Consider the following 26,519-nt stretch of genomic DNA (forward strand, 5'->3'; position numbering starts at 1 on the left):
GCGCGCAGAAAATCGTCGATGAAGCAGTACATTGCCACGGTCTGTTCTGTCATAGGAAGGGGGCTTGAAGGGGTCGAATACTTCAAACCTAGTCTTTCCCGTGCGGAACAGACTTTTTTTAGCCCCAACCTTCTCCGCAACTTGGGTTAAATAGTACTTGGTGGTGTCAAGCTGATGCATAATCAAGGCTCCAACCTTTTTCTTTTGCACGATGCCGGACTTGTGCGCTTCGGCATGGCTGTAGTCGGTGCCCATGTCGGCCCAGCCGGCAGTGGGCCACGGGAAGCGTAGCGCCACCTTGACGCGGCCGGATTTCAGCAGCTCCGACTCCACGCGGGCCGCCACCACGTCCTGCTGCTGGTGCTCCACCGTCACGACATCCACGGCGGTGCCTTCCAGCGAGAAGTGGCTTTTGATTTCGCCGGTCCAGGGGTTGAGCTCCTGCCGCACGTCGCGCAGGTCCTGGATGGTGGCGGGCTGGCCGTTCTTTTTGAGCAGCACAAACCCGAGGTTGCCGAGCTGCAGGCGGTGGGGGTTGGCGCGCAGGAAGTCTACGGCCTCTTTGTTGGCGGGCTCCTTGCGCTGCACCGAGTAGCTGATCTTGCGGCCGTTCAGGTCGTAGTCGCGCAGGCTTTGCTCAAACGTGTAGCCCTTAGTGTTGGGGAAGCTGTGCCAGCCCCACTCCGACTGCATACCCAGCGGCACGCCCTTCTCATAGTAGGTCGGGAAGGTTTGCAGCCCCGTGACGTCCACAGTATACGCAAAGGCCCCGTTGCCGACCGACACCGACGACAGCATATCGGTGGTGGTGTTGACAACCTTGTGGCGCTCTACCACGGCTTGGCGGTTGATGGGCGCGGACGTCTGGGCCGCTACCGGCAGCGAGCCGGCCAGCAGCAGGCCCAGGGCAAAGAATATCCAAAGCTGCCATTTTCTTCTATCGGCACCCTCCCGCACTCACCTGCAATTTGCTGTTTGCAGAAATTTTGTTGGTGAGTACTTAATTCTTGCCTTGTGTGGGCGTAGGCCAGGCATCGGTGCGGAAGGGCGAAGCGGGCAGCCCGGCCGCGTTAAACAGGTTCGGCATCGGCGACTTGCTCCACCCGAAGCGTACGGCCACCGGCTGCGGCACCTGCTCGCTCCAGACTACCACCGTGCTGCCATCGAGGCGCGCCTGGGCCGGGTGAAACACGCTGTCGGCGCCGGCAACCGTGAATTCGCGCAGCAGGCCGCTGGTCTTCTGCAGGCCCTCGGCGTGCTCGAATATGATGCGGACCTTGTCGCCTTCCTTCTTCATGTACTTATAGAGCGGCCCCGAGGCTTCCAGCTTGCTTTGGCCGTACTCGTTGCGCAGGGCCCAGCGCGCCAGGCGGAGCCCCACGGTCTGCTTGTCGCGCGGATGAATATCGAGCGAGTCGCCCACGTCCGTCGTCACGACCATACCGGTGTTGGGCACCGTCTGCCAGGTTACCAGCTGCGCCTCCCTGATTTCGGGGTTCTGGCCTTTGTGCGGCGCAATCTGCACAAAATAGAACGGCATGGTGGGTTGCTGCCAGGCTTGGCGCCAACTGGCAATCAGGGCCGGAAACAGGGTGCGGTACTGGTAGGCCCGCTCGGCGTTGCTCTCGCCCTGGTACCAGATAGTGCCTCGCAGCGTGTAGGGCTCCAGCCCCCGGATCATGCCGTTGTAGAGCTTGGCCGGCGACTTATTGCTGGTGGCGCTGAGCGGCTCGGCGGGTTTGAGCTTGGTGGATTTGGGGTTGCGTTCTTTCTCGCGTTTCCAGGCGGCCAGCGCCGTTTCGTAGGCGGGCCGTTGTGTCAGGCCGTCGGCATAGCGCGTCAGAATCGGGCGCAGCTCCGGGTTTTGTTCCAGCACTTCGCGCCGCGTCCAGGACTCGGCCGGGGTGCCGCCCCACGACGAATGAATCAGGCCCACGGGCACGCCCGTCTTGGCATGGATTTCCTGCCCGAAAAAGTACGCCACCGCCGAAAACGTGCCTACCGTCTGCGGGCTGCACACCACCCAGCTGCCCTGGACGTCGCGCTGGGGCTCGTCGGCCACTTTCTGCGCTACCGTAAACATCCGGATGGCGGGGTACGTGGCCTTGGGCAGCACTTCGGCCTCGTTTTGTACGCCCGTCATCCAGTTGGAAGCGCCTTTGGAAATGGGGAAAGCCATATTCGACTGGCCTGAGCACAGCCACACTTCGCCCAGCAGCACGTTGTTGATGGTGAGCTGGTTGTTGCCCTGCACCGTGAGCGTATAGGGGCCGCCGGCTTTGCCAGTGGGCACGCGCACCAGCCAGTTGCCCTGCGCGTCGGCGGTAGCCTTGACTGGTTTTTTCTGCCAGCCGCCCATTACGGTTACGGCTTCGCCGGGCGTGGCCCAGCCCCACAGCGCCACGGTGCTTTTCTGCTGCAGCACCATATTGTCGGTGATGAGGGCCGGCAGCGTGACATCGGCAAAAGCGGAATGCGCCAGAAGCGCGAGAAGAAAACAGAAACTGCGACGCATAAAGGGAAAGGTTAGAACGCCAGCTGAGCAGCGGAAAGCCTCGCCGCCAGTTCGCCTAAAGTACTACCACAGCGGCGGCTTGCGCAATTTCGCCAGGCTCTGGATTTGGCAGCGGGCAGACCGGCGCCAAATCCAGAGCCTGCTGCTACCCCACTTTAAGCACAAACGCAGACGCCGTCATGTATTTTCCGCCTTGTGCGGCGCAGAACAGGTAGTCGGGCTTGCCGTTGCGCATCAGCAGCTGCGGGCGCTCCAGGCGGCCGTAGCGCTTAAGCTTGGGCGGCGCGGGCGGCTCCTGCACGCCGTAGTCGCGCAGGGCGAGGAAGGCAATTTTAGGGTAGCTCCACTCCTTCCCGTCCTTCGACTCCAAATAGAGGCCGACTTCGTGATTGTACACGCCCATGTCGTGGGCCAGCAGGCAGAACCGGCCGTTTTGCCGCCACACAAAGGCATCCTCGAACTGCTTGTTGTGCCCCTGCTTCGAAAAGTCGATGACCGGATTGCCGGCATATTTCACATAAGGGCCCTGGAGCTGGTCGGCCACGGCCAGCCCGTACTTGCGGTTGCCCCGAATCGTGGGGTCTTTCGACGTCACGTACTCCTGCGTATTCCACGACTTGTAGTAGAGCCAGTACTTGCCCTCGTGCTTCACAAAGGCCGGGTTGGTGGTGCAGTGGTCTTCCCAGGCGCCGGTTTCGCCGGGCAGCAGCAGCGGCGCATCAGGGCGGGTCCAGGGGCCTTCCAGAGTAGGCGCGGTAGCCAGCCCGATGCGCTTGGTATCGGTTTTGCCATTGCTGGTGCCCATGAAAAGCAGGCAGTATTGCCCATCCACGAGCTGAATACTGGGATTGTGGCAGGTGGTGGCGTCCCAGAAGCCGGGGTCGCGCGGGGCCAGCACGGTTTCCTGGTACACAAACGGGCCGGCGGGCGTATCGGCCACGGCGCGGGCTATTTCGCAGCCGTTGAGCCAGCCACCCATGCCTTTTTTGGCATCCCAGCGCGAGAAAAACACGTGCACCCGGCCATCAGGCCCATAAATCGGGCTGTTGCACCACACGTAGTAGCCCTCCATTTCCAACGCCCGCCCCACCGGTTTCAGATTCTTGCTGAATTTCGAGAAGTCTGCCTTTGGAAAATCGATGAGCCGGCCGGCCGCAAAACCGGCGGCCATTCGGGCGAAGGGCGCAAGGGCCAGCGTGGCCAGAAACTGACGGCGGGTAGGCATAGATAGAGCTTGAAAATAGCTGTCACCCTGAGCAAAGCGAAGGGCTCTATCACGTGAGCACGAGGCGTTTTATACTAGCTCAGACGTGAAAAGATCCTTCGCCATATCAGCGTGACAAGGTTTATGGACGTTTCGATTTACTGCATTTTACCAGCGGCGCCAGTGCTAGCTGCCATGGGCGTCAGTGTCACGGGGCCTATCAGGCCGGACTCTTTCGGAGTCCATTTTTCGGCGGTGAACAGGCCGTCGGCGCCGCGGTTTTCCTTCAGCTTCGACGACATGTTGATGTTGTAGGCATTCTTGTAGGACACGTGGTTACGGTCCATATCGATGATGCGGTTGGCCATGCCGTTGCTGACGTTTACCGTGAGCGTATTGCTGGCCTGCAGCTGGCCTTTCGGGATGAAGATTTGGTACGTAGGCCCGATGAGCGTGCCCAGATCCTGGCCGTTGAGCTGCACACGGGCACTTTCGGCCACGCGGCCCAGGTTCAGCAGCCAGCCTTCCCCGTCACCGGCAGGCATGGCGAAATTGATGGTGTAGGCTGCCGTGCCGGCGAATTTGCGGGTCGCCTCCCCCTTAAACTCCGTCCACGATTTCAACTCCGACGTCTGCACCGGCGCCGGCAGCTCCGGCCCGCCCGACACGAAGCGCACGTTCCAGGTGCCCTGCACCGGCTGCGCGGGGCCGGTAGCCTGCTGATAGGCATACACCGGGCCGGACAACGTGCCGCTGTTGGCTTCCAGGATGCAGGACTCGCCGGGAGCCAGCTGCAGGCGCACTTCGGGCGTGCCTTTGGCTGAGGTGCGCCAGTTGGCCAAGCCGAGCTGCTCAGTCATGGGGTTGTAGAGGGCCACCGATTTGGCGGCGGTTTGCAGCGGCACCCACGTGTCCACGGCCTTGTCGCTCCAGTTGGCCACGAAGTAGTAGTGGCCGTTGTCGTGGCGGCGGCGCACAAACTGCAGGCCGCTGTCGGTCAGGGCTTCGCGCTGCACACCGGCCGTGGCCAGCAGCCGGTTCACGTCTTTGCCCACCAGTACCGCGCCTTTGCCGAGCGCCGCTTTTTCGACGCCGGCGGAGCCGCTGGGCTTGAATTTCAGCGGAGCGAGCAGCTTTTTGAAGGCCGCGCGGCGCTTATCGAGCTGGCCCAGGCCGGGCACGTCGGTGGGCAGCTGGTTCTGGACTACCAGCGTGGCGCCGTTGCGGGCCAGCTGCAGGTAATGCTCCAGCGTGGCCAGCGGCACGAGGCGCGCATCGGGCAGCAGAATGGTCTGGTAGCGGGTGCCCCCGCCGGTTTGCAGCGTGCGGCCGGTGGTTTTCACCTGCTTCAGTTGCTTGTCGGAAATAAAGTCGAAGCCGTAGCCCTGTTTCAGCAGCTCCTCCCCGATGGGCCCGACGGGCATGTCCTTGAAACCATGTTTGATACCGTCGTAGTGCTGCAGCAGCACTTTGCCGGGGCGGGCGTAGGAGTCGTAGATGGGCAGGTACACCAGCACATCGTGGGCGGGCTGGCCGGCTTGCAGGAAGCTCTGGCAATGCGCCACGTAGCGGTTCAGCTGCCCGAAGTCGTTCCAGAACGTGTTGTTGGGGTTGAAATGCACGGCCGCGTAGAACAGCCAGCCGGGCCACGCCGCGGCCTGCGGCGAGTAGTTGGTGCCGTGGTAAAACGTATGGTTGACGCCGCCGAGCAGCATCAGATCCATGGCCTTTTTCACGTCGCTCAGCTTCGAGAGAAAGTGGGCATTCTCCCAGGTCGCCGACTCCGACGAAGTGAGCGGCTTGCCCGTGACGTGTGCCGCCGAGGAGGCAAACTTCAGCCGCAGCAGGTCCTCGCCTTCGGTTTCCGGAATGTCGGTGGCGGCGTATAGGTCCAGGATATTGGCCGGCGAGCCGTGAGCCTGGTTGCGGATAAGCGCGCCCTGCGTTTTGGCCCAGTCGTGCCAAGTTTGGGTGTAATTTTCGAGTAGCAGCTCCGACACGGTTTCGCGGTAGTCGCTGAGCACGCGCTGGTGCTGCTGGTTTTCGGCCTCTTTACTGAACAGCGCCGGCAGGTGCTGGCGCAGGTCGTAGCCGCGGCGCTTCTGAAACTCACTGAAAATGAGCGGCGTCCAGTTGGCCTCACCCTGCGCGTCGTCTACCTCATACGAGTCGTTGAAGAAGGCCCGGATGGCCTGCACGTTGCGACCCTTGAAGGCCTCATCGAAGCGCGCCAAGTAGTTTTGGGTGGCTTTTTTGGAGAAATGGTCGATGACGTCGCCTTCGCCGCCGGGGCCGGCGCGCTCTACCTGCTTGCCATGCCAGCCCTCAAACACGGCGTAGAGCATCCAGACGGAACCGGCCGGCGCCGTCCAGCTCAGCTTGCCATCGGCCACTACTTTGCTGGTCAGGTCGAGGGCCTGTCCTTTGTCGGAGTACGCCATCAGGGCCTGCAGCGGCAGCGGCTTCTCGAAGCGCACTTGGTCGAAGGCGTGGAGCTGCAGATTCGCGTTTTTGGCAATCGGGTCGGCCAGCTGCTTGATATCGATGGGCTGGCCCACGGTTTTGAGCAGTGGCTTCTGCACGAACCGAACCGCCTCGGTCAGCTGGCCGCCGCCCGGCACGGTGTAGGTCTGGTGCGCCACGTACTTGCAGGCGTCTTCGGGCGTCACCCAGGGCCCGCCAAACGGCCAGCCCGAAGCCTGTGCCATATCCACGCCCAGCCCCAGCCGGCCGGCTTCCGTGAGCGTATGCTGCAGCATGTCCATCCAGCGCGGCGCCAGGAAGCTGATGAACTGGCTTTCCCTTAGTCTTATCCGCAAAAGCCGGCTCCCGAAACTCACACACGAAAAACGTGGCCCCAAACCCGTACTTCTGCAGCAGCGGCGCTACATAGGTGGCGTGGCTCAGGGCGGCATCGTCGAAAGTCAGTACCACGAGCTTGTCGGGCACCGGGGCGGCCGGGGCCTGCGCCCGGCCGCCCACAGTTACCGCCAGCCAGAGCACCGGCAGCAACAGGAAACGAGCAGAAAGCAGGTAATTGGTCATTCAGGTGGGGTGGGAAAGGCAGGACGATAGCACAAGGAAGCGGCTTGCGCGAAGCCAACTGTCCTGTACTGTGTGGTGCCCACCCGATTTGCCGGGGCCCGCACGCGAAACAACAGGTGGCAGCCGTTGTGCAAAGGCCGGCATTTACCGTACTTGGCCGGCGCTACTTATTCTTTGCGTTTATGCTCCTGATGCGTGCTTTCGTGCCGTCTGCTTTGTTGATGGGGGTGCTGGCCTGCGGCTCCACAGAGTCGGCTCCGGCCGTAGAGGCGGCCTCCGTGCCTCCCTCCCAGCCTGCCGCCTCCCCGAATGCCACCGACGCTGCGGCGGCAGCGGCCAACCGCTACGCCTGGCTTCCGGAAGGCACTTATACCGCGAAGCAAAGCGTGGCTCACCGGTTTGCGCCCCCGGCCGGCTGCCAGCGCGTAGCCGTGGCGCCGGGCTCTTTCGGGCACTGGCTGCGCTACCTGCCGCTGCTGCCGGCCGGCACGCCCGTGAAGCTGTACAACGGCCAACTGAAAGACCCACAGAATGTGCACGCGGCCGTCCTCAACATCGACGCCGGCACCCGCGACCTGCAGCAGTGCGCCGACGCGGTTATCCGGCTGCGGGCCGAATACCAGTTCACCCACAACCCCGCGCAGGTACATTTCCAACTCACCAGCGGCCACGATATCCGATTCGAAGACTGGTACGGCGGGCAGGGTTTCCGGGTGAGTGGCGACGAGGTGCTGCCTGCGCCCCGCCCCGTGGAAAAACCCACCCACACCGTATTCCGCCGCTACCTCGACCAGATTTTCACCTACGCCGGCACTCTTTCTTTGAGCCGGGAGCTGACGCCCGTGCCACTGGCGGAGGTCCAGCCCGGCGACGTGCTCATCCGGGGCGGCTCGCCGGGGCACGCCGTGCTGGTGCTCGATGTGGCGCAGCACGGCAGCACGGGCCGCCGCTACGTGCTGCTGGCCCAGAGCTACATGCCCGCCCAGCAGATGCACGTACTCCGCAACGTGTGGGGCGAGGCGGCGCTGGGAGCCTGGTTTGCCGTCAATCCGCAGGAAGCCCGCTTCAGCACTCCCGAATGGACGTTTGCGCGGGAAGACCTGAAGCGTTTTTAAGCCGGCCGCGTACTAGCTTCGTCAGAAGTTGTTGGAAGGGCGGCTGTATCCTGCGGCTGGCCTGCTTTGCTTGTTGCCCATGAAAAAGAAGATTGTTGCCCTGACCGGGGCCGGTATCAGTGCCGAAAGTGGCCTGGCCACGTTTCGGGGCTCCGATGGCCTCTGGGAAGGCCACCGCATCGAAGAAGTTGCCACACCCGAAGGCTGGGCCGCCAACCCCGAATTGGTGCTGGAATTCTACAACCAGCGCCGCGCTGCCGCCCGGGCCGCCCAGCCCAATGCAGGCCACCTGGCGCTGGCGGCGCTGGAACAGGAATTCGAGGTCGTCATCGTGACGCAGAACGTGGATGATCTGCACGAGCGGGCCGGCTCTGGCCGCGTCATCCACCTGCACGGCAAGCTGTTCGAGTCCCGCAGCTCGCACTTCGACCAGCTGATCTACCCAATGAGCTCCGACCGGATAGAGCTAGGCGAGCTGTGCGAGCAGGGCCACCAGCTGCGGCCCAACATTGTGTGGTTTGGCGAGGCGGTGCCCCTGATGGAGCGCGCTATGGAGGAAGCCGCCACCGCCGACGTGTTTCTGGTAATCGGCACGTCGCTGCAGGTGTATCCGGCGGCGGGCCTGGTCAGCTACGTCCCTACCGGCTGCCCCATCTACATCATCGACCCGCACCAGCCGCCGCTTACGGCCCGGCGCAACCTGCACTTCATCACGGAGCCCGCCAGTACCGGCGTGCCGCGCGTCGCGGCCGAGCTGCTTCAGCAAGGATAATTCCTCTTCCGTTTTCCTGCCATCTTGTTTCTGAAGCGGCGCTTCAGGTTGTCTTTCTCTTATGGCTTCTATTTTCGGGCACTGCGCGCTGGGTGCCACGCTGGGCAAGCTCCTGCTGCCCGACCGGCAGCACTGGCGCTACTGGGTGCTGGCGGCGGCCTGCGCCTTTTTGCCCGATGCCGATGTTATCGGCTTTAAATTCCACGTCCCCTACGCCAGCCTGTGGGGCCACCGGGGGCTTACTCACTCCATCGTGGCCGCGGCCCTGCTGGCAACTGCTCTGGCAGGACTGAATGGCCTGCGCCGCTCAGCCGAAGCACCAGCGGCCGGCCGGCTGTGGCTGCTGCTGTTTCTGGCTACCGCCTCCCACGGCGTGCTCGACGCCATGACCACCGGCGGCGAAGGTGTGGCCTTCTACAGTCCGTTCGACCAGCAGCGCTACTTCTTTGGGTTCCGGCCCATTCAGGTTTCGCCGATTGGGGTGAAGAAGTTTGTGGGCGAATGGGCGGCCCGGGTTCTGAAAAGTGAAGTGCTGTGGGTGGGGGTGCCGTGCGTGCTGCTGCTGGTCGGGCAGCGCCTTACGCGGCTAAGCCGTACGCTTACCCATAGCTAAAGCTGGCGGTTCAGGACGAAATTAAATTCAGATTAAATCGTCTTTTCTATTTTCTGCGTATGGAGGAGCCTAGCTCTCTTTCTATGCATTCATTTTACCGTCGTTTGCTGCTGGCTTCGCTGGGTCTGGCAGTAACGCAGCCTGCGCTGGCGCAAACTACTTCGGCACCCGCCCACACCGTTTACCTGTTCGGCAACACCGCTACCGCCGACCTGCCCGCGGCCCGTTGGCAGACCCTGCGCCGCACGCTGGAGCAGCAGGCGGGCTCCTTCACGCTGGTGCACCTCGGCGACATAGCGGGACCCGAGGGCTTGGGCACCAAAAAAGACTCCAGCCGGGCCGACGAAACCACCCGCGCCGACGCCCTGATTGCGCTGGTGCAGGGCCTGCCCAACGGCAAGCTCTACTTCGTGCCCGGCGACCGGGACTGGGCCAACTCCGGCCCCGATGGCCTGAAGCGCGTACGCCGCCTGGAAAGCTACATTGAGAAGCGCCTGCCGGGCCAGAACGCCTTTGCTCCCACCGGCGGCTGCCCCGGCCCCGAGGTAATTGATGTGGCGCCCACCGTGCGCCTCGTGGCCCTCAACTCGCCCTGGTTTACGCACCCCTTCGACCGGCCCGAGGCCCCCGACACCGACTGCAAAACCCTGACGCAGCAGGAGTTCCGGGAGCAGCTACAGGACGTATTGGACGAAACCAAAGGCCGCAACGTGCTGCTGGTCGGGCACCAGCCCGTTATCAGCAACGGCGTGTACGGCGGCAAGCAGCCGCTGAGCCGCCACCTGCTCCCGCCCGTGCTGGGCTCGGTGTACGCCGCCTACCGCCAGAACGTGGGCACCCCGCGCGACCTGGCTAACCCGGCCTACCAAGTCTTCCGCAAGGAAATGCTGGCCACCCTGAAAGAACACCCCGGCGCTGTATACGCCGCCGCCCACGACTACAGCCTGCAGCTCACCCGCTTCGAGGACAACTACCATTTGGTGTCGGGCTCGTTTGCCGAAAAGCAGCACGTGGGCGCCGACGGAATTTCGCAGTTCAACAAGTCGGAAGAAGGTTTTTCCAAGCTCGAATACTACACCGACGGCACCGTAAAGGCCTGTTTCTACGCCTTCGATGCAGCCGGCACGGCCACTACCGAGGCGTACAACGCGGTACTGTTTCAGTCGGCGTGCCAGGAGCCGCGCCTGCCGGGCGTACCGGTCAACAGCTTTATTCCGGAGTGCCCCGCGGCCCCGAAAGGAGTAGCTGATGTGAAACCCGACGCGCCGTTTCAGCCCACCCAGACACTGGCCGCCGGCAAGCAGTACGCTGGCTCGGGCGCTTCCCACTTCTTTCTGGGTGACTTGTACCGTACGTCCTGGACGCAGCCGGTGCAGGTGCGCACCCTCGACCTAGCCACGGAAAAAGGCGGTTTGCGGGTATTCGGGCGCGGCGGCGGCCGCCAGACTACGTCGCTCAAGCTTATTGCCGCCGACTCGTCGGAATATGTGTTCCGGTCCGTGGACAAGGACGTAACCAAGATTCTACCGCCGGAGCTGCGCAACTCGGTGGCGGCCGACGTGCTGCGCGGCATTACGCCCACGGCCCACCCCTACTCGGCGCTGGTTATCACCTCCCTGCTCGACAAAACCGACATTCTGCACGCCCGGCCGCGCCTGTTTGTGCTGCCCGACAACAACACGCTGGGCCCCTACCGCCAGGAGTACGCCGGCCTGCTGGGCACCCTCGAGGACCGCCCCACCGACCCCAAGCCTAATCTGCCCGGCTTCGGTGGCGCCGACGACGTGCGCCGCTCGTTCAGCTTCTACCGCCAGCTCTACAAAGACCACGACAACCGCATCGACGCCGGGGCTTTTGGGCGGGCCCGCGCCTTTGATATGCTGGTGGCTGACTTTGGTAAGCACGAAGACAACTGGAAGTGGGCCGGCTTCAAGGATGGCAAGAAAACCGTATACAAACCCATTCCGCGCGACCGGGACCAGGCCTTCACGCTCTGGAACGGCCTGCTGACTTACCTGGCCAACCGCGAATGGGCCGTGCCCAGCATTGAGGATTTTCAGAGCGAGTTTCACGACCTGAAAAGCCTGAACTGGCCCGCCAAGGACCTGGACCGGCTGCTGCTGCAAAGCCTCACGCGCGACGACTGGCAGAAAATCGGGCAGTACATGCAGGCCCGCATCACGCCCGCAGCCATCGACGAAGCCACCGCCCAACTGCCACCCGAGCTGATGCCGCTGTCTGGCAACGACCTGAACCGTAAGCTCAAATCCCGCATTCAGGCCCTACCCAAAGCCCTCGATGACTACTACCTGCTGCTGGCCAAACGCGTGGATGTGGTGGGCTCCAACAAGGCCGAGGTGTTTCAGGTGGACCGCCAGGCCGATGGCAACGTGCGCGTGCGCATGTTCGACAAAGGCAAGGACGGTGACACGCCCAACGGCGAACCGCTCTTCGACCGTACATTCTCACCCAAGGAAACCCAGGAAGTAAGCCTCTACGGCCTCGCCGGCAAGGACGTCTTTACCGTAACTGGCACGGCCAGAAACAGCGTGCTAATCCGCATCATCGGCGGCGACGGCAAGGACAAAATCACCGACAACTCGCGCGTCAGCGGCCTGCGCACCCTTACCAAGGTGTACGACGTGCCGGATACGGACCTGCAGCTGAGCAAGGAGTCGGACAACCGCACCTCCACTGACCCGGCCGTAAACCACTACGACCAGGAGGCCTTCCAGTATAACGGCTACAAGCCCCGCGCCACCGTCATCTTCAACCAGAGCGACGGGCTGGGCGGCGGTGTGGGCGTGGACTTTGTGCGCCAGGGCTTCCGCAAGCCGGGCTACAAAAACCTGTACAGCTTCGATATTCAGGGCACCGCCAACGGCAACTTCCAGGTCAGCTTGGCCTCGCGCCACCGCCACGCCATCGGCCTCTGGGACATTGGCGCCCGCACCGAATACGGCAACTTCTTCCAGTTCTACAACTTCTTCGGGCTCGGCAACAATACCACCAAGAACGACGACCTCTACGACGCCAACTTCTACAAAGCCCGCTACAAAGGCTACACGGCCGGTTTGTTTACGGAACGGGTGTTTTTCCAGCGCAGCCTCGTGCGGCTGGGCGGCGGCTACGAGCACTACACCTCCAACTACGCCAGCACCAGCTACCTGGGCCAGCTGGAGCAGAACCCCGCCACCACCGACCTGCGCCCCAACACCGGCTTCCAGCGCCTGCTAGGCCTGAACGCCCTGCTCGACCTGGACTTGCGCGACCGGCAGCGCTTCGCGCAGCGCGGCGTGCGGCTGCGCGCCCAGCACGACACCTACTTCCAGCTGAACCGCGACCAAAGCAACTTCGGCCTCACGCAGGGCTTTGCCGAGTACTACGGCACAGCCCGCCTCGGCATTCCGGTTACGCTGGTGCTGAAGGGCGGCGGCGCGAAAACCTACGGCCCCGTCGATGAAATTCCGTTCTATAAGTTTGCCTACCTGGGGCTGCGCGAAAACCTGCGCGGCTACGTTCGCAACCGGTTTACCGGCGACGCCAGCCTGTACTTCAACTCCGAGCTGCGCTTTGCGCTGGGCCGGGTGAAAAACAACTTCCTGCCGTTCTCCTACGGCGTGTTCGGGCTCTATGACCGGGGCCGGGTGTACTACAAAGGCAGCTCGCCGGGCGGCTGGCACAGCGGCTACGGCGCGGGCTTCTACCTCGCCCCCGTCACCGAGCAGCTGGCCCTGTCGGTTTCCTATCAGCTCTCGGACGAAGAAAGCGGCCTAATCCAGTTCGGCGTCGGTTTCCGGCTTGATCAATAAACCAGGGGTCGAGGTGCCACTGCCCGGCCCTGCCGGAGGGACGGGCAGTGGTATGAGCCACCGGCACCAGCAACTGCCGAAGCGCGGCCACGTGAGAAAACAGCACCAGCGGCACAATAAACGTAGGCAGCCACACGAACGGCAGGCGCAGAACGGCCACGTTGGGTTGCCCGAAGCTCATCTGCTGCCACGGCGTGGGCAGACTCAGGGCGGCCAGCACCACCACGTTCAGCAGCAAAGCCAGCGCCCCCACGTGCCAGATCAGCAGCAGACGCCGGTCCAGGAGCTGCGTACGAAACCAGTAGGCGGCCAGCGGTGCCGTGAGGCCCGCCGCCAGGTCTAGGTTTTGGTCGGCGAAGGTCATGGTATCGGGCACGAGGGAACGCGCCGCCAGCGCATACAGGCACAGCTCCACCGGAATCCGCACGACACTCAGGCGCGTCAGATCCACCAGACTGAAGCGAGCGAGCAGGCGCCGGCCGGCACCCGTCAGCACCAGCCCCCCCAGAGCCAGCGCCGGCGGCAGCACCCCGAACAGCAGTAGCCGGGGCGGCCGGGCGTAGAGGTCGGTGTAAAAGCTGGTGTAGGCCAGCGCCCCTTGCAGCAGCAGCCACCAAAACACCAGCAGCGCCGGCGGCAGCAGCCACAGGTCGGCCCGGTAGCACAAGTGCAACAGCAGCCCAATAGCCAGCAGCAGCGTGCTTACAAAGAATGCCGCCAGCCACAGCGGGGCCGGGGTATCGAGGTAGGTCAGATCGGAGAGCATCGGCAGCACAGATTAACAACTCACATAAGTTACTATATATAAATAATATACATCAATCACTATGCTTTAGAATGTTTTTTAGCAAACGGCTATCTTTGCCCCTCTTCCTACACAAACCCTGCTGCCCGTGGATTACCCGCTACTGAAGCTCGCCGCTATTGATATCGGCTCAAACGCCGTTCGTTGTCAGATATCCGCGGTGCTTCATTACGGCGACCGGTACCGGTTGAAACGGGTGGAATACGTGCGCTACCCGTTGCGCCTGGGCGAAGACGTGTTTGCCACGGGCACCATTTCGGAGAAGAAGCAGGAGAAGTTCATCAAGTTTCTGCACGCGCTGCGGCTGCTGATGGAAGTGCACGACGTAGCTCCCAACCACTACCTGATCTGCGCTACCTCAGCCATGCGCACGGCCACCAACGGCGCGGCCGTAGCGGCCCGCATTCAGCAGGAGCTCGGCATGACCGTGCAGGTGATTGACGGGCAGGCCGAAGCTGCCTACATCAACCGTGTGATTGAGCATCTGCTCGAAGACAAAAAACACTACCTGCACATCGACGTCGGCGGAGGCAGCACCGAGTTCAACATCTACCACGACCGGCGCAAAGTAGCCTCGCAGTCTTTCGAAATCGGCTCTATCCGGCGCATGCAGCAGGAAGAAAGCGGCCTGAAAAGCTCCGATGCGCAAAACGACCTGTGGCAGCGCATGGAGGAGTGGGTCACGGAAAACGCCCGCCGCTACCACGTCACGCGCGCCATTGGTACCGGCGGCAACATCAACAAGCTCTACAGCCTGGCGCAGCCCCAGCTCGACAAACCGGTTACGCGCCGCCGCATTGCCACCGTCCTCGACCACCTCACCAGCATGAGCATGGACGAGCGGGTGAACCTGGCCCTGCTCAACCCCGACCGGGCCGACGTCATTGTGCCAGCCGGCCACATCTATCTTTCCGCCATGGAATGGGCCAATGTCAGCCAGATGATAGTGCCCGACATCGGCCTGAAAGACGGTATGCTGCAGACGCTCTTCGAGGACCACTTCGACGAAATTAGCCCCCGCACCGACCTCTCCCATATCACGGCCGCTCCGCCAGTGCAGGGCCGCCCAACCGGGATAGAATAGTTTTTGCAGTGTCTGCCGCCCGCCAATACGCACTAACGCCCCGAGGCCGGGCTGCTTCCGTAGCAGCCCGGCCTCGGGGCGTTACTGGCAGTCTATTATTCTAGTACCAGCCGGCGGGTACTCACTCCTTCCGACGTAGTCAGCCGGACCAGATACAGCCCGGCGGCCTGCCCTGCCAGTGGAAGCGGCAACGCATGCGAACCACTGCCCAGCGTGCCGGGTACTGCCACCGGCACGCTGCGCCCCAGGGCATCCAGCAGCTCAACCTGCACGGTTTCGGGGCGCGGCAGGGAGAAGTGCAGCGCCGTGCGGCCGGCCGCGGGGTTGGGAGCCAGCACGAACGACTGCCCGCCCTGCGTCTTGGCCGTACTCAGCGGAGCACTCAAAAAGCTCCAGTAGGAGTTATCCAGGACCAGCGGACTGCCCGCCGTGCGCGACTCCAGCGTGGGGGAGCCGGCCACCTGCAGCGCCGTGGTGGCATTCACCTGCACGCCGGCCGTAATGTCGAGCCCGGTAGTGGCGCTGGTGCGCTGGTCCACGATGTAGATGTGGTTGGTGGTTTCTTCCAGCACAATGCTCCAATACGTAAACAGGCTGGTATTGCCGGGCTTGCTGTACGAGTTGAACTGCACCCAGTGCTGGCGGTTAGGAGCCGCCCCGAAGGTTTTGGTAATGATAAAGTCGCCGGTGGTAGCGCCCAGCCCCCACACGCACACCGATTTGTCCGGAATCTGAGGTGAAGGCAGGGCGGTATTGGTAGCACCGGGCACAGCCGTTGCACTCGTAGTGAAAGTCAGCACGCCGCTACTCGACACTTTGTAGCTCGTAACTGCCTGCCCATTGAAGTAGAACGAAAACGGAATACCGGCCGACTGCGACCATACCGGTGTGCTGAATGAGGCGGTGGAGCCCGCAAAAAGCGTGGCCCAGCCGGTCAGCACGCCCCCATCTACCGGATACTCCTCGTCCTCATTCAGAGCCCCCGGATTGCGGCCGGCATTCAGGGAAGACACCTGCGTGTACTGGGCCAGTGCTGGCGTTGCGACGAAAGCCAGCCCCAGGCTGGCAACAAGTAGGAGTTTTTTCATAGAAACGCGAATAGCAGGAGAAGCTGAACCAACAGGAAAGCACGGCCCTACAAGTAGGCGGCCCGAAGCTAAAGCAATTTCTTAGATCTTCCCAATATTTAGTAGCATTCCTCCGATTCTACTGTACTTCTCCCCTACTACTACAAAGTGACCAGCGCCCGAGTGCCCTCGCAGGACAAAGCACCGGGCGCTGGCCAAACCTTATATGTTGGGCAGATGAGGAGCGCCTTCTTCGCCCTCCGCTACGCCCGCCGGATATACTACCGCGTCCTGTGCGCCGTGCTTATCGGCAGTATCACTGCCAGCAGCAGTTTCGCCAAGCCCGTTCGCAGTGTCGGAGTCGTCTTCGTCAGCGGCGCACACTTCGCCAGGTATTTCGGCAGTGGCATCCTTTTCTTTGGTTGCCTTGGCCGTCGCGGCATTGTTCTGCGTCTGCTGCTCCAGCAAAGCCCGCAGGCCTTCGGGCGTGGCAGCGGCCAGGCGCTCCTCATCCCGACGATAAAAGTCGCGGTGCACGTTGACGGCCGGCTCATTGGGGGCCGGCTCGCGCCGGATATAGGCTCCATCTTCCCGCATGATGTAGGAGTTCTGGTTGTCGAGCATGTTCAGCATCAGAATGCTGATGGCTTCCCGCTTGAGCTGCGGATTTACAATCAGGAACAACGCCTCAATGCGCCGGTCGAAGGAACGAACCATCACGTCGGCGGAGCCGGCGTACACCTTCGGCTGGCCGGCCTGGTGAAAATAGAACAGGCGCGAGTGCTCCAGCAGGTCCCCCACAATGCTGCGCACCTCCACATTTTCGCTCAGGCCGGGCCGGCCGGGGCGCAGGCAGCAGATGCCCCGCACAATCAGGCAGATAGGCACGCCCGCTTTGGAAGCCCGGTAAATCTCATCGATTACTTCCTTGTCTTCCAGTGAGTTCATCTTCATCACCACGCCGCTGGGCAGCCCCTTCTTGGCGTTGCGCACTTCCTCCCGAATCAGGTGGATGAGTTGCTGGCGCATGTCCTTGGGCGCCGTAATCAGGTACTCGTAGTCGTCGGGCTGCGAGTGGCCGGTGATGACGTTGAAGAACTCCGACACGTCGTGGCCATACACGTCGTTGGTCGTGAGCAGGCTTACGTCGGTGTAGAGCTTGCTGGTTTGCTCGTTGTAGTTGCCGGAGCCGATGTGCACGTAGCGCGTCACCTTTTCGCCTTCCTTCCGGATAACCATCAGCATCTTGGTGTGTGTCTTGTACTTGCTCACGCCATAAATGACGAAGCAGCCCGCCTTTTCCAGCCGCGCGCCTTCCCGGATGTTGCGCTCCTCATCAAAGCGGGCCTTGATTTCGAACAGCACCGATACGTGCTTGCCGTTTTCGGCAGCTTTCAGCAGCGCGGCTGTCACGCGCGAGTCGTCGGCAAGGCGGTAGATGGTTTGCTTGATGCCCAGCACGTGCGGGTCTTCGGCCGCCATTTCCAGCAGCCGCACCATGGGCTCGATGCTGTTGTAGGGATGGTGCAGCAGCACGTCGTGGTGCTTGAGGTACTCAAACAGGTTGTCGTCGGCACCTTCGGGCAGGCTCAGGGGCGCCACCGGGGCCGGCTGCCTCGACGATTTGCCCCGGAAGTTGGGGTGCTTCAGAATCTGCAGCAGGCCTTTCAGATCAATCAGCGAGTTGATGACGAACACGTTGCCGTTGTCAATCATCCACCGTTCCTTCAGCACCGACATCAGTAGCGGCGAGGCGTTGGGCTCTACTTCCAGCCGTACCACGCGGCCCCGCTTGCGCGTTTTCAGGCCCTGCTGCAGCTCCTTAATGAAGTCAGTATCAATGTCTTCCGATTCCTCCAGCGTAAAGTCGCCGTTGCGGGTGATACGGAACAGGTTGGCCGACTCAATTTCGACGTTGCGGAACAATTTGGGCAGGTTGGCCCGCACAATTTCCTCAATCGGCACGAACAGCACCTTTTCCTTGCGCGTCAGTTCGAAGAAGCGCGTCAGATTCTGCGGCAGCTGCACAAACGTGAGGCGCTCCTGCCCTTTCTCGGTTTCCAGGTCGCCGGTACCGGTGCGCGTCACTACGCCCAGAATCAGCATCTGGTTCATCATGAGCGGGAAGCCGTGGTACGAGTCGTACACCATCGGCGTAAGCAGCGGGAAAATGGTGTTTTTGAAGTAGCCGTCGGCTTTTTTCAGCTCCAGCTCCGTCAGTTCTTCCATCCGCAGAATGTTGAAGCCGTTCTTCTCAAACTGCGGCTTCAGCTCATTCAGGTACGTCATCGACTGGTCGTTGACGAAGCGGTGCGCAAAGTCGAGCAGCTTGCGCCGGAAGGGCAGCTCACGCAGCCCGGAGTAGTCTACCCGCTCCTTGCCGTAGTCGAGGTAGTTGTAGAGCGAGCCGACGCGAATCATGAAGAACTCATCCAGGTTCGACGACGTGATGCTCAAAAACCGCAGCCGGTCGAACAGCGTGCGGCCCGAGTCTTTGGCCTGGTCCAGCACGCGGTAATTGAAGCGCAGCCAGCTCAGGTCGCGGCTGATGTACTTGCTTTTACGAATGAGGTCGGCAGATTTGAAGAGTTTCATAGCAGAAATGGCGCTGATGAGGCGGGCTGGCAAGATACACGCTCACGCTGCACGTTCTGTTGTACCTCTGAATAAATTAATACGCGTGTGCTGCGCCCGCAGTGAAGCAAAGCATAATAAAAAAGCCCGCCGGAAGCGGGCCTTTTTAGAAGTGTTATACGTCCAGCTTCGCGTACTTGGCGTTTTTCTCGATAAAGTCGCGGCGGGGGGCTACTTCGTCGCCCATCAGCATGGAGAAGAGGTGGTCGGCCTCAACGCCGGAATCCACGTCTACGCGCTTCAGGGAGCGGGTATCGGGCTGCATGGTGGTGGTCCAGAGCTGCTCGGCGTTCATCTCACCCAGGCCTTTGTAGCGCTGCACGTTCACCGTTTCGGGCTTGCCGCGGCCCAGCTCCTCCTGCGCGGTCATGCGGTCCTGCTCAGTCCAGCAGTAGCGCTCCTCTTTGCCGCGCTTCACGAGGTAGAGCGGCGGCAGCGCAATGTAGATATAGCCTTTCTCGATCAGCTCCGGCATGTAGCGGAAGAAGAACGTCAGGATCAGCGTCCGGATGTGCGAGCCGTCGATGTCAGCATCGGTCATGATGATGATCTTGTGGTAGCGCAGCTTGTCCAGGTTCAGGGAGCGGCTGCTGCTGCCATCATCTTCGTCGGTCTTCTTCTCGAAGCTCACGCCGAGGGCCGTAATCATGTTCCGGATTTCCTCGTTTTCGTAGATGCGGTGCTCCTGCGCTTTCTCTACGTTCAGGATTTTACCGCGCAGTGGCAGAATAGCCTGGAACGCACGGTTGCGGCCCTGCTTGGCTGTGCCACCGGCCGAGTCACCTTCCACCAGGTACAGCTCGCAGATAGCCGGATCAGACTCCGAGCAGTCGGCGAGTTTGCCGGGCAGCGAGTTGGAGCCCAGCACCGACTTGCGCTGCACCATTTCGCGGGCTTTTTTGGCGGCCACACGGGCTTTGGCGGCCAGAATCACCTTCTCCACGATAACGCGGGCTTCCTTGGGGTTTTCCTCCAGGTACTGGTTGAGGATTTCACCCACCACCTGGTTCACGGCCCCGCTTACTTCGGAGTTGCCCAGCTTGCCCTTGGTCTGGCCCTCAAACTTGGGCTCGGCCACCTTCACCGAAATAACGGCCGTCAGGCCTTCGCGGAAGTCGTCGCCCTGAATTTCCACTTTGGCTTTGGCCACTTCACCCGATTTCTCGGCGTAGCCCTTCAGCACCCGCGTGATGGCCGAGCGGAAGCCCGCTACGTGCGTGCCGCCTTCGTGGGTGTTGATGTTGTTGACGTAGGAGAAGATGTGCTCCTGGTACGAATCGTTGTACTGGAAGGCCACTTCCACCGGAATACCGCGCTCCGTAGCCACGTACACGGGCTTGGTCATGAGCACGGTGCGGCTGCTGTCGAGGTACTGCACGTACTCGGCCACGCCGCCTTCCGAGTAAAACTCGGTGCGCTGAGGCTCGCCCTCCGTACCGACCGCCGCGTCGCGCAGGTCGGTGAGCACAATGCGGATGCCGCGGTTGAGGTAGGCCAGCTCGCGCAGACGGGTAGCAATCCGCTCGTAGGAATACTCCAGCGTTTCGTCGAAGATGGTAGGGTCGGGCTGAAACCACACGCGGGTACCGCGCTCCGTGGTGTCGCCAATCTGGCGCACATCGTACTGCGGCACGCCAATGGTGTACTCCTGCTCGTAGATGTGGCCTTCGCGCTTCACGGTAACGTGGGTGTGCGTGCTCAGAGCATTCACACACGATACGCCTACGCCGTGCAGGCCGCCGGAGGTCTTGTAGCTGTTCTTATCGAACTTGCCGCCGGCGTGCAGCACGGTCAGGGCAATTTCGAGGGCCGATTTGCCGAACTTCTGGTTGATGCCAACGGGGATGCCGCGGCCGTTGTCTTGTACTGAAATGGCGTTGCCGGGGTGAATGGTCACCTCGATATGGTCGCACTGGCCGGCCAGGGCTTCGTCAATGGAGTTGTCGACAACTTCCCACACCAGATGGTGCAGGCCCTTGGCTCCAGTGTCGCCGATGTACATGGAAGGACGCTTGCGTACCGCTTCGAGCCCTTCGAGTACCTGAATGCTATCCGCGGAGTAGTCCGAGGCACCGATTATCTCTTGTGTTTCGCTCATGTTTCGGGCGTAGGTTTAGCTAGGATGCTATCCTACAAAAGTACCGAAAATATCCCGTTTTCGCTAGCGTCAGCCCCGAATTACCCGGTCTGGCACCCCAGAAAAATCCCGGCGGTTTTTCAGGCAAAAAGCCCCGTTTCGGGTTGCGAAGCGGGGCTTGCAGTGACGCGGCCAGCGCCAGGCGCCGGCGGCCTAGCGCACCACCAGTTTTTCGCGCACCACGCCCTGCGGCGTGGGCAGTTCCAGCACGTACACGCCCGGCGCCTGGCCGCTCAGGTCCAGGCAGGCGGGGGCCAGGGCCGCGGCGTTCCAGACCTGCGTGGCTACTACCCGGCCCAGGGCATCGAGCACGGTGAAGCGGCTGGCTGATTTCAGGCCCGGCGCCCGGAGCGTAAACCGGCCATCAGAGGCCGGATTAGGATACACTTCCAGGCCCAAAGAAGCAGCCAGGGCCGTGTTGGTGCTGAGCGTGGCGCCGGTGTAGCGGAGCACGCCGTTGTTGCGGATGTCGCCGTTCGCATCCACCAGAAGGCTGCCCGACCAGCCCACCGTGGCGCTGGCAAAGCTGACCAGGGCGTGGTTGCGGGTGCTTTCGATGGCCGTCCAAGTCTGGCCGTCGTTGGTGGAGTAAGACGAGCCCGCGCCGCCTGGCTCCCCGTCAATCCCCACCGACACGTAGGTGCTGGTGCCGGGCACCGCCGCCACCGAAATGGCGTGCAGCGGCCCGCTAGGCGCAAGGGTGTTCCAGGTCAGGCCGCCATTGCTGGTGCGAGCGATGTTGCCGTCCTCATCCACTGCCACGCCGTTGCTGGCGTCGCGGAAGGCCAGGTTGACAACGTCATTGCCCAAGCCGATAACGGACACGCTCCAGTTAGCGCCGAAGTCCGACGAGCGGAACAGGCGGCCTTTGTCCGTCACGAACCATACGCGCGTGCCCAGCACCTGCAGCGTAGGAACCGGCGCCACCAGCTGCTCGCCCGGAATGCGGCCGGGGATGCTGCCCGCAATGGTTTGCTGCCAGCTGGCGCCGCCGTTGCTGGTGGTCAGCACCTCGAAGGCGCTGGTTGAGTTAATACCCTCCCCTACCGCAATGCCGCGCGTGGCATCCGAAAACTTCACTTGCCGGGGCAGGCTGCCGTTGTTGATGAACACCCCCGAGGCGGCCGTCCAGGTTTGGCCGCCGTTGCTGGTTTTCAGCAGCTTGCCCCCGGCCGAAAACGAGCTGGAGCCTACCGAAACCCAGGCCGTGCTGGCATCAAGGCCGCACACGGACGTCACGTAATCGTCGGCCGACAAGCCGCTTACAATGAGTGAATTCCAGGTCTGGCCGCCGTCGCGGGTGTGCACCAGCCGCTTGGTATTCTCCCCCGCAGCCGTATCAAACGTGGTAGCCCAAGCGGCGGAGGCATCTACGGCGGAGAGTTGAAATACAATTTCAGCTGGTGCTGGCAGGGCTACCGGCTGATTGATCCACTGCGCCTGGGCGCTGGCCGAGAAAACAGCCAACACCCCTGCCAATACGAGCAACTTCTTTTTCATGACTTGTCAGAATAAATATTAGCTGGTCTTACAAACCACTATGGCTGGCTGTTCTACTCCAGCTATACAGTCTCGCAGCAAAACGAGCCGGGCAATGCCGCAAAACTGAGGTATTTCCGGCTTGTCCATTTTGCGTCAGCCTAGCGCACCACTAGTTTCTGGTGGCTGGTGCCGGCCTCCGAGCGGATTTCCAGCGTGTAAACGCCGGCCTTGTACTGGCTCAGGTCGAGGGTGAAGGGTGTGGCGGTGCTGCCCTGCCAGGCGCGGCGCGTCACTTCGCGGCCCAAAGCATCAGACACGCGCAGCTCCACGCCAGTACGGGCTACCTTCGAGCCCACCACAAAGCGGCCATCGGTGCTGGGGTTGGGATATACGCTGAAACCGAGCTGCTCCGGCGAAGCGGCGCGGGAGCCCAGCGTAGTAGTGGTCAGGCGGTTCATGCCTAGGCCGCCAAACGTGTTGTCGTCAATAGCTCCCGACCAGATGGCGGTGGGGCTCACGGCGTCTACGCGCGTATGGCTGATGGCCGTTTCCAGCGTTACCCAGGTCTGGCCGTTGTCACGCGAATAAGAGGAGCCGGTTGAGTTGCCGGTACCAGCCACATCCAGGCCGGTGGCAATGTACTGCTGGGTACCGGGCACGTTGTCGAGACCAAAGCCAGGGAATAGCCCGGTGTAGGAAACCGTTGTCCAGGTGGCCCCGCCATCGGTTGTGCGTTTCAGCACTTTTGCACCCGAATCCAGGTTGAAGCTATTGGCCAGGCCATTTTGTGCATCCCGGAAAGCCAGCGCAAACACGCCATCCGGCAGAGCAGCATTGGAAACGCTCCAGGTCAGGCCTTTGTCAGAGCTGCGGAAGATGCGTCCTTCAAGGGTGCCGAACCAGATAGTGTTGCCAGATACTGCAGGCTGGGCTTCGGCACCATACTCCCCACTCAGGGTAGCTGGGGTAGTGGCCGGCGTCCAGGTAGTGCCGCCATCACTGGTTGTATATACTTCAAACGGACCCCCATCCGTGAGAGGGTCTCCTTGTGCCACACCATCGTTGGCATTGAAGAAGTGGATCAAGTTAGGGTAGCTGTCGGTGGACGAGAAAGCTGTGCCCTGAGTTACCCACGACGTGCCGCCATTGGTGGTTTTCATGATCTTGCTTCCATTCCCAAGCACTGTAACCCAAGCCGTGTTACCATCTATAGCCGTCAGTGCCGTTACAATACCAGTAGCGGGCGTCACACCGGTTACCGTGCGGCGCTCCAGGTTACACCGCCATTGGTGCTACGGGCGTAGTCGCTGCCGCTGCCTTCATCCAGGTCGTAGCCGATTGTCCAGACAGTGTTGGCATCCACGCCCTTCACGAAGTAAGGCGTAGCAAAAGAATTGGGGAAGCCGATGGGCTGCGTCGCCCATTGGGCTTGTGCGGTTGCCCCTACTGATAGCAGACCGGCGAGCAGAAGTACGTGTTTGTTCATGTCAAGGAAGGTGAAGTATGATTTACAGGTTTAGTACTAGAGCGCCAGTGCGCCCGAATGGTTGGCTGGGGACTAGCATTCATAGAAAAAGCCTCCACTCAGGCAGAGTGGAGGCTTTTTCTATCAATACTGATTTATTCTACTACCAGCTTCTGCTGAGCTACACCGGCTTCGGTGCGCAGTTCCAGCGTGTAGATGCCGGCTTTCTCGTTGCTCAGGTCTACGGTGGTAGCCTTGGCAGCAATAGCCGTAGCGTTCAGCGTCTGGGCAGCTACCTGGCGGCCTACTACGTCGAACACGCGAACCGAAGCACCCGATTTCAGGCCCGAAGCCAGCTGCACCGTGAAGATGCCGTTGCTGCTGGGGTTAGGATACACCGACAGCGACTTCTGCAGCTCCGTGTTACGGTTCGACAGAACGTTGGAGCCCGTGTACTTGCCGATAGCACCACCACCGGTCGTGCTGGAGAACCCACCGGCGTAGCCTACTGAAGGCGAAGCGAAGCTAATGGCCGTGTAGGAGGTGCCGGTATCGATATCTTTCCAGGTAGCACCAAAGTCAGTGCTGATGGAAATACCAAACTCCGTGTTGGCGGTAGGAGTCGTTACGCGGCCGTCCAGACCAGCACTAACGAAGGCATTTGTGCCGCGTACACCAGATACATCGTACCGATGGAAGGGCGTGGAATAGGCCTGGGGAGCCCAGGTTGCGCCACCATCATTGGAGCGCACCAGGTTGCCAGTGCCGTCATAGGCCAGGCCGTGCTGCGCGTCACCGGCGAAGGCAATACCCGAAACCGAGGTAGGAATGCCGGTGCTGGCAGGCGCAACCCAAGTCAGGCCACGGTCAGTTGACTTGAACACGCGCGAAGGCGTGGTAATGGGCGGCGCGCCGGTTCCACCCTGAAACAAGGTGGTGAACCACACCGTGTTACCCACGGCATAATACTGGCTTACTACGCCGTATTCGTTGGCGTTCAGCGGCGTGTTGTTAGCAGTGCGAGGCACTCGGGTCCAGGTAGTACCGCCATTGTTGGTGGTGTATAGCTCGAAGAAGTTCACTGAGCTGGTTGCCGTGCGGTTGGGGTCGCCCTGGCAAACGCCGTTCTGGGCGTCGAAGAAGTGTACCCAGTTGGCAAAGCCATTGGGAGAGCCAAACTGCACACCGGGAGTGGTTGCGGCGCCGGGGGTAGTCTGAGGAACCCAGGTAGCACCGCCGTCGGTGGTTTTGGCAATCAGGCCGGTTCCGTCGGAGCCGTGGTACATGGCAGCCCAGGCAGTGTTAGCATCCAGGGCATACATACCACCGGCAGTGTAGCCCGAGAGGCCTGTTGGCGAAATGATGCCGCCCTGCCACGTAGTGCCGCCATTAGAAGTACGTACGTAGGTATTCGCGTTCAAAGAAGTGCCTACAACCGTACCAGCCAGACCCCAGGCCGTGTTGGCATCGATAGCCTGAATGGACTGGAACTGATAGTCCGGAGCTAGCGTGGAGTTCTGCGGTGTAAATGTCTGACTGTAGCCTTGCAGGCCTAGTCCGAGCAGGAAAGAAAGGCTAAGTAGCGTTTTTTTCATGGTAAGAGGAATGTTGATTAGGGTGATTTGAGGGAAACCAGGGTTTTCGCTGGCCAATGTAACTACTTTCCTGCATTTCGAGAAAGCCTAAGGCTATTAATAGCAGAAAGCAAACCCCTGCTATTATCAGCGTTGTATAGGCTTCCAGATGGGCTGTATGCTGTGCTACGCGTAACGGCCATCTTAAGTTATAGTACTACAGCTTCATTTTCTTCAGCCTGTGTGCCAACAGGTCATCACAGTACTTGGACACTCTCCGCTGTAAATTCCTGCGTGTCGCGCAGTGAGCAGTACGGGCTGTAACCAAAGGCAGAATGGCCGGTTCTTCGGTGTGCTCACCTAAATTCGCATAATAGTTCTGAGTTTCTAAAAATGGTCCGCTAAAAAGAGCGACACAACGGTAATATCCAATTTCAGGGCATAAATTTCCACTCGTTGCTATCTAATTTTGCAGTGCAGAACACTCGTTACATCCTACCATCTAATGCATTAGCGAAATCGCACAGCTCTCAACAATTCCTAGCGAATCAAAACACGCATACGATTATCAGCTGCTGCCGTTAGCCTCATAGCGGCCTCTTTTTCGGCTCAGGCAGCTAACCCTGTGCTCACCATCAAAGGCCTATCAACCACCGGCGACAACACCGCGTTTGTTGATCAGATAGAAATTCTATCCGGCACTTCGGGCACCACTGTAGTGGGAGCTGCTGTGTTCAATAACAGCTTCGAAACTTCTGATCCCCTGTTTTTCACCAACTTTGGCTATGTGCCTACCGGGGCCGGCTGGAGCTTTAGTGGAGGCTCCGGCATCTCCGTAGAAGGTAACAGCAGTGGATTCAATTCGCCTTCAGCTCCGCAGGGCACCCGGGTAGCTTTTTTGCAGAACGCAACACAAATTCAGCAGACCCTGAACCTGGGCGCCGGTACATACCGCTTGCGCGTACGAACAGCTCAGCGCAATTACCCTGCCGGCACCACTAACACCCAGCGGCTGCAGTTCCTTATTGATGGGGTTGTTTTGACGGTTGGCACTGGCAATGCCCAGTCGGTACAGCCTTCCGCCACTACTTTCTCTAGCGCTAACACATATACTACGAACAGCTTTACGGTAGGCGCTTCAACGCCATTTTCCGCAAGCTCGTTCGAGCCTAGCCGCAATGCACGCAACTGAGGT

The 26,519-nt window shown here is 61.2% G+C and carries 17 protein-coding genes and 2 pseudogenes; 6 read left to right on the forward strand and 13 right to left on the reverse strand.

Annotated elements, in window-relative coordinates:
• From BUE15_RS17130 to BUE15_RS17150, 5 genes and pseudogenes are all read right to left on the reverse strand, one after another.
• Positions 1-957 (reverse strand): annotated as a pseudogene (locus tag BUE15_RS17130) (hypothetical protein); the annotation flags it as partial.
• 43 nt (positions 958-1,000) lie between these two features.
• On the reverse strand, positions 1,001-2,515 hold the full coding sequence (locus BUE15_RS17135; protein WP_073287853.1) for a sialate O-acetylesterase: 1,515 nt from the start codon (positions 2,513-2,515) through the stop codon (positions 1,001-1,003).
• A 145-nt stretch (positions 2,516-2,660) separates the two neighbouring features.
• On the reverse strand, positions 2,661-3,740 hold the full coding sequence (locus tag BUE15_RS17140) for a glycoside hydrolase family protein (RefSeq protein WP_073287855.1): 1,080 nt from the start codon (positions 3,738-3,740) through the stop codon (positions 2,661-2,663).
• 137 nt (positions 3,741-3,877) lie between these two features.
• On the reverse strand, positions 3,878-6,538 hold the full coding sequence (locus BUE15_RS17145; RefSeq protein ID WP_139252378.1) for a glycosyl hydrolase: 2,661 nt from the start codon (positions 6,536-6,538) through the stop codon (positions 3,878-3,880).
• A 28-nt stretch (positions 6,539-6,566) separates the two neighbouring features.
• A pseudogene (locus tag BUE15_RS17150) lies at positions 6,567-6,764 on the reverse strand (polysaccharide deacetylase family protein); the annotation flags it as partial.
• Between the two features lie 182 nt (positions 6,765-6,946).
• Between BUE15_RS17150 and BUE15_RS17155 the strand changes: the two are divergent.
• The 4 genes from BUE15_RS17155 to BUE15_RS17170 all read left to right on the forward strand — a co-directional run bounded on the left by BUE15_RS17155 (position 6,947) and on the right by BUE15_RS17170 (position 13,076).
• A complete protein-coding gene (locus BUE15_RS17155) occupies positions 6,947-7,879 on the forward strand; it encodes a DUF4846 domain-containing protein (protein WP_084549145.1) in 933 nt (310 codons plus the stop codon).
• Positions 7,880-7,958: 79 nt separating this feature from the next.
• Positions 7,959-8,651: an SIR2 family NAD-dependent protein deacylase gene (locus BUE15_RS17160; protein WP_073287859.1), complete on the forward strand. Its 693-nt coding sequence runs from the start codon at positions 7,959-7,961 to the stop codon at positions 8,649-8,651.
• Positions 8,652-8,712: 61 nt separating this feature from the next.
• Positions 8,713-9,264, forward strand: a complete 552-nt coding sequence (locus tag BUE15_RS17165) for a metal-dependent hydrolase (protein ID WP_073287861.1) — start codon at positions 8,713-8,715, stop codon at positions 9,262-9,264.
• 83 nt (positions 9,265-9,347) lie between these two features.
• Positions 9,348-13,076 (forward strand): BamA/TamA family outer membrane protein, encoded by a 3,729-nt coding sequence (locus tag BUE15_RS17170; RefSeq protein ID WP_139252379.1) that lies wholly within the window; start codon positions 9,348-9,350, stop codon positions 13,074-13,076.
• Here the strand turns inward: BUE15_RS17170 and BUE15_RS17175 are convergent.
• Entirely contained in the window at positions 12,982-13,842 is an 861-nt protein-coding gene (locus tag BUE15_RS17175; RefSeq protein ID WP_073287865.1) for a hypothetical protein, read from the reverse strand. The genes BUE15_RS17170 and BUE15_RS17175 overlap by 95 nt on opposite strands.
• Before the next feature lie 127 nt (positions 13,843-13,969).
• Between BUE15_RS17175 and BUE15_RS17180 the strand changes: the two genes are divergently transcribed.
• Complete coding sequence (locus BUE15_RS17180) at positions 13,970-14,965, forward strand: Ppx/GppA phosphatase family protein (RefSeq protein ID WP_244535969.1); 996 nt, start codon at positions 13,970-13,972, stop codon at positions 14,963-14,965.
• A gap of 95 nt (positions 14,966-15,060) precedes the next feature.
• On the opposite strand, the gene BUE15_RS17185 is transcribed toward BUE15_RS17180, so the two are convergent.
• The 7 genes from BUE15_RS17185 to BUE15_RS17215 all read right to left on the reverse strand — a co-directional run bounded on the left by BUE15_RS17185 (position 15,061) and on the right by BUE15_RS17215 (position 25,345).
• Positions 15,061-16,053 carry a T9SS type A sorting domain-containing protein gene (locus BUE15_RS17185; protein ID WP_073287866.1) on the reverse strand — a complete coding sequence of 331 codons (993 nt, stop codon included), beginning with the start codon at positions 16,051-16,053 and terminating at the stop codon, positions 15,061-15,063.
• Between the two features lie 201 nt (positions 16,054-16,254).
• Entirely contained in the window at positions 16,255-18,627 is a 2,373-nt protein-coding gene (gene ppk1 / locus BUE15_RS17190; protein WP_244535970.1) for a polyphosphate kinase 1, read from the reverse strand.
• A gap of 154 nt (positions 18,628-18,781) precedes the next feature.
• Positions 18,782-20,764: a DNA topoisomerase (ATP-hydrolyzing) subunit B gene (gene gyrB, locus BUE15_RS17195; protein WP_073287868.1), complete on the reverse strand. Its 1,983-nt coding sequence runs from the start codon at positions 20,762-20,764 to the stop codon at positions 18,782-18,784.
• Between the two features lie 192 nt (positions 20,765-20,956).
• The gene (locus tag BUE15_RS17200) at positions 20,957-22,303 is read right to left on the reverse strand and encodes a T9SS type A sorting domain-containing protein (RefSeq protein WP_073287869.1); all 1,347 of its coding nucleotides are present in this window, start codon (positions 22,301-22,303) and stop codon (positions 20,957-20,959) included.
• 140 nt (positions 22,304-22,443) lie between these two features.
• Positions 22,444-23,445: a T9SS type A sorting domain-containing protein gene (locus tag BUE15_RS17205; RefSeq protein WP_073287871.1), complete on the reverse strand. Its 1,002-nt coding sequence runs from the start codon at positions 23,443-23,445 to the stop codon at positions 22,444-22,446.
• Positions 23,446-23,540: 95 nt separating this feature from the next.
• On the reverse strand, positions 23,541-23,771 hold the full coding sequence (locus BUE15_RS17210; protein WP_073287873.1) for a hypothetical protein: 231 nt from the start codon (positions 23,769-23,771) through the stop codon (positions 23,541-23,543).
• Between the two features lie 134 nt (positions 23,772-23,905).
• The gene (locus tag BUE15_RS17215) at positions 23,906-25,345 is read right to left on the reverse strand and encodes a T9SS type A sorting domain-containing protein (protein WP_073287875.1); all 1,440 of its coding nucleotides are present in this window, start codon (positions 25,343-25,345) and stop codon (positions 23,906-23,908) included.
• A gap of 604 nt (positions 25,346-25,949) precedes the next feature.
• On the opposite strand from BUE15_RS17215, the gene BUE15_RS17220 reads away from it, so the two are divergent.
• Positions 25,950-26,516, forward strand: a complete 567-nt coding sequence (locus tag BUE15_RS17220; RefSeq protein WP_073287877.1) for a hypothetical protein — start codon at positions 25,950-25,952, stop codon at positions 26,514-26,516.
• Positions 26,517-26,519: the final 3 nt, after the last annotated feature.

The sequence above is a fragment of the Hymenobacter psychrotolerans DSM 18569 genome, from assembly GCF_900142395.1.
Taxonomy (GTDB): Bacteria; Bacteroidota; Bacteroidia; order Cytophagales; family Hymenobacteraceae; genus Hymenobacter; species Hymenobacter psychrotolerans.

Bases quoted from the DNA above. Each gene is read 5' to 3' on its own strand.
- BUE15_RS17215 (WP_073287875.1), bottom strand. From the start codon at position 25,345: ATGAAAAAAACGCTACTTAGCCTTTCTTTCCTGCTCGGACTAGGCCTG.
- BUE15_RS17165 (WP_073287861.1), top strand. From the start codon at position 8,713: ATGGCTTCTATTTTCGGGCACTGCGCGCTGGGTGCCACGCTGGGCAAG.
- BUE15_RS17200 (WP_073287869.1), bottom strand. From the start codon at position 22,303: ATGAAAAAGAAGTTGCTCGTATTGGCAGGGGTGTTGGCTGTTTTCTCG.
- BUE15_RS17135 (WP_073287853.1), bottom strand. From the start codon at position 2,515: ATGCGTCGCAGTTTCTGTTTTCTTCTCGCGCTTCTGGCGCATTCCGCT.
- BUE15_RS17140 (WP_073287855.1), bottom strand. From the start codon at position 3,740: ATGCCTACCCGCCGTCAGTTTCTGGCCACGCTGGCCCTTGCGCCCTTC.
- BUE15_RS17155 (WP_084549145.1), top strand. From the start codon at position 6,947: ATGCTCCTGATGCGTGCTTTCGTGCCGTCTGCTTTGTTGATGGGGGTG.
- BUE15_RS17185 (WP_073287866.1), bottom strand. From the start codon at position 16,053: ATGAAAAAACTCCTACTTGTTGCCAGCCTGGGGCTGGCTTTCGTCGCA.
- BUE15_RS17205 (WP_073287871.1), bottom strand. From the start codon at position 23,445: ATGAAAACCACCAATGGCGGCACGTCGTGGGTAACTCAGGGCACAGCT.
- BUE15_RS17170 (WP_139252379.1), top strand. From the start codon at position 9,348: ATGCATTCATTTTACCGTCGTTTGCTGCTGGCTTCGCTGGGTCTGGCA.
- BUE15_RS17160 (WP_073287859.1), top strand. From the start codon at position 7,959: ATGAAAAAGAAGATTGTTGCCCTGACCGGGGCCGGTATCAGTGCCGAA.
- gyrB (WP_073287868.1), bottom strand. From the start codon at position 20,764: ATGAGCGAAACACAAGAGATAATCGGTGCCTCGGACTACTCCGCGGAT.
- ppk1 (WP_244535970.1), bottom strand. From the start codon at position 18,627: ATGAAACTCTTCAAATCTGCCGACCTCATTCGTAAAAGCAAGTACATC.
- BUE15_RS17210 (WP_073287873.1), bottom strand. From the start codon at position 23,771: ATGAACAAACACGTACTTCTGCTCGCCGGTCTGCTATCAGTAGGGGCA.
- BUE15_RS17175 (WP_073287865.1), bottom strand. From the start codon at position 13,842: ATGCTCTCCGATCTGACCTACCTCGATACCCCGGCCCCGCTGTGGCTG.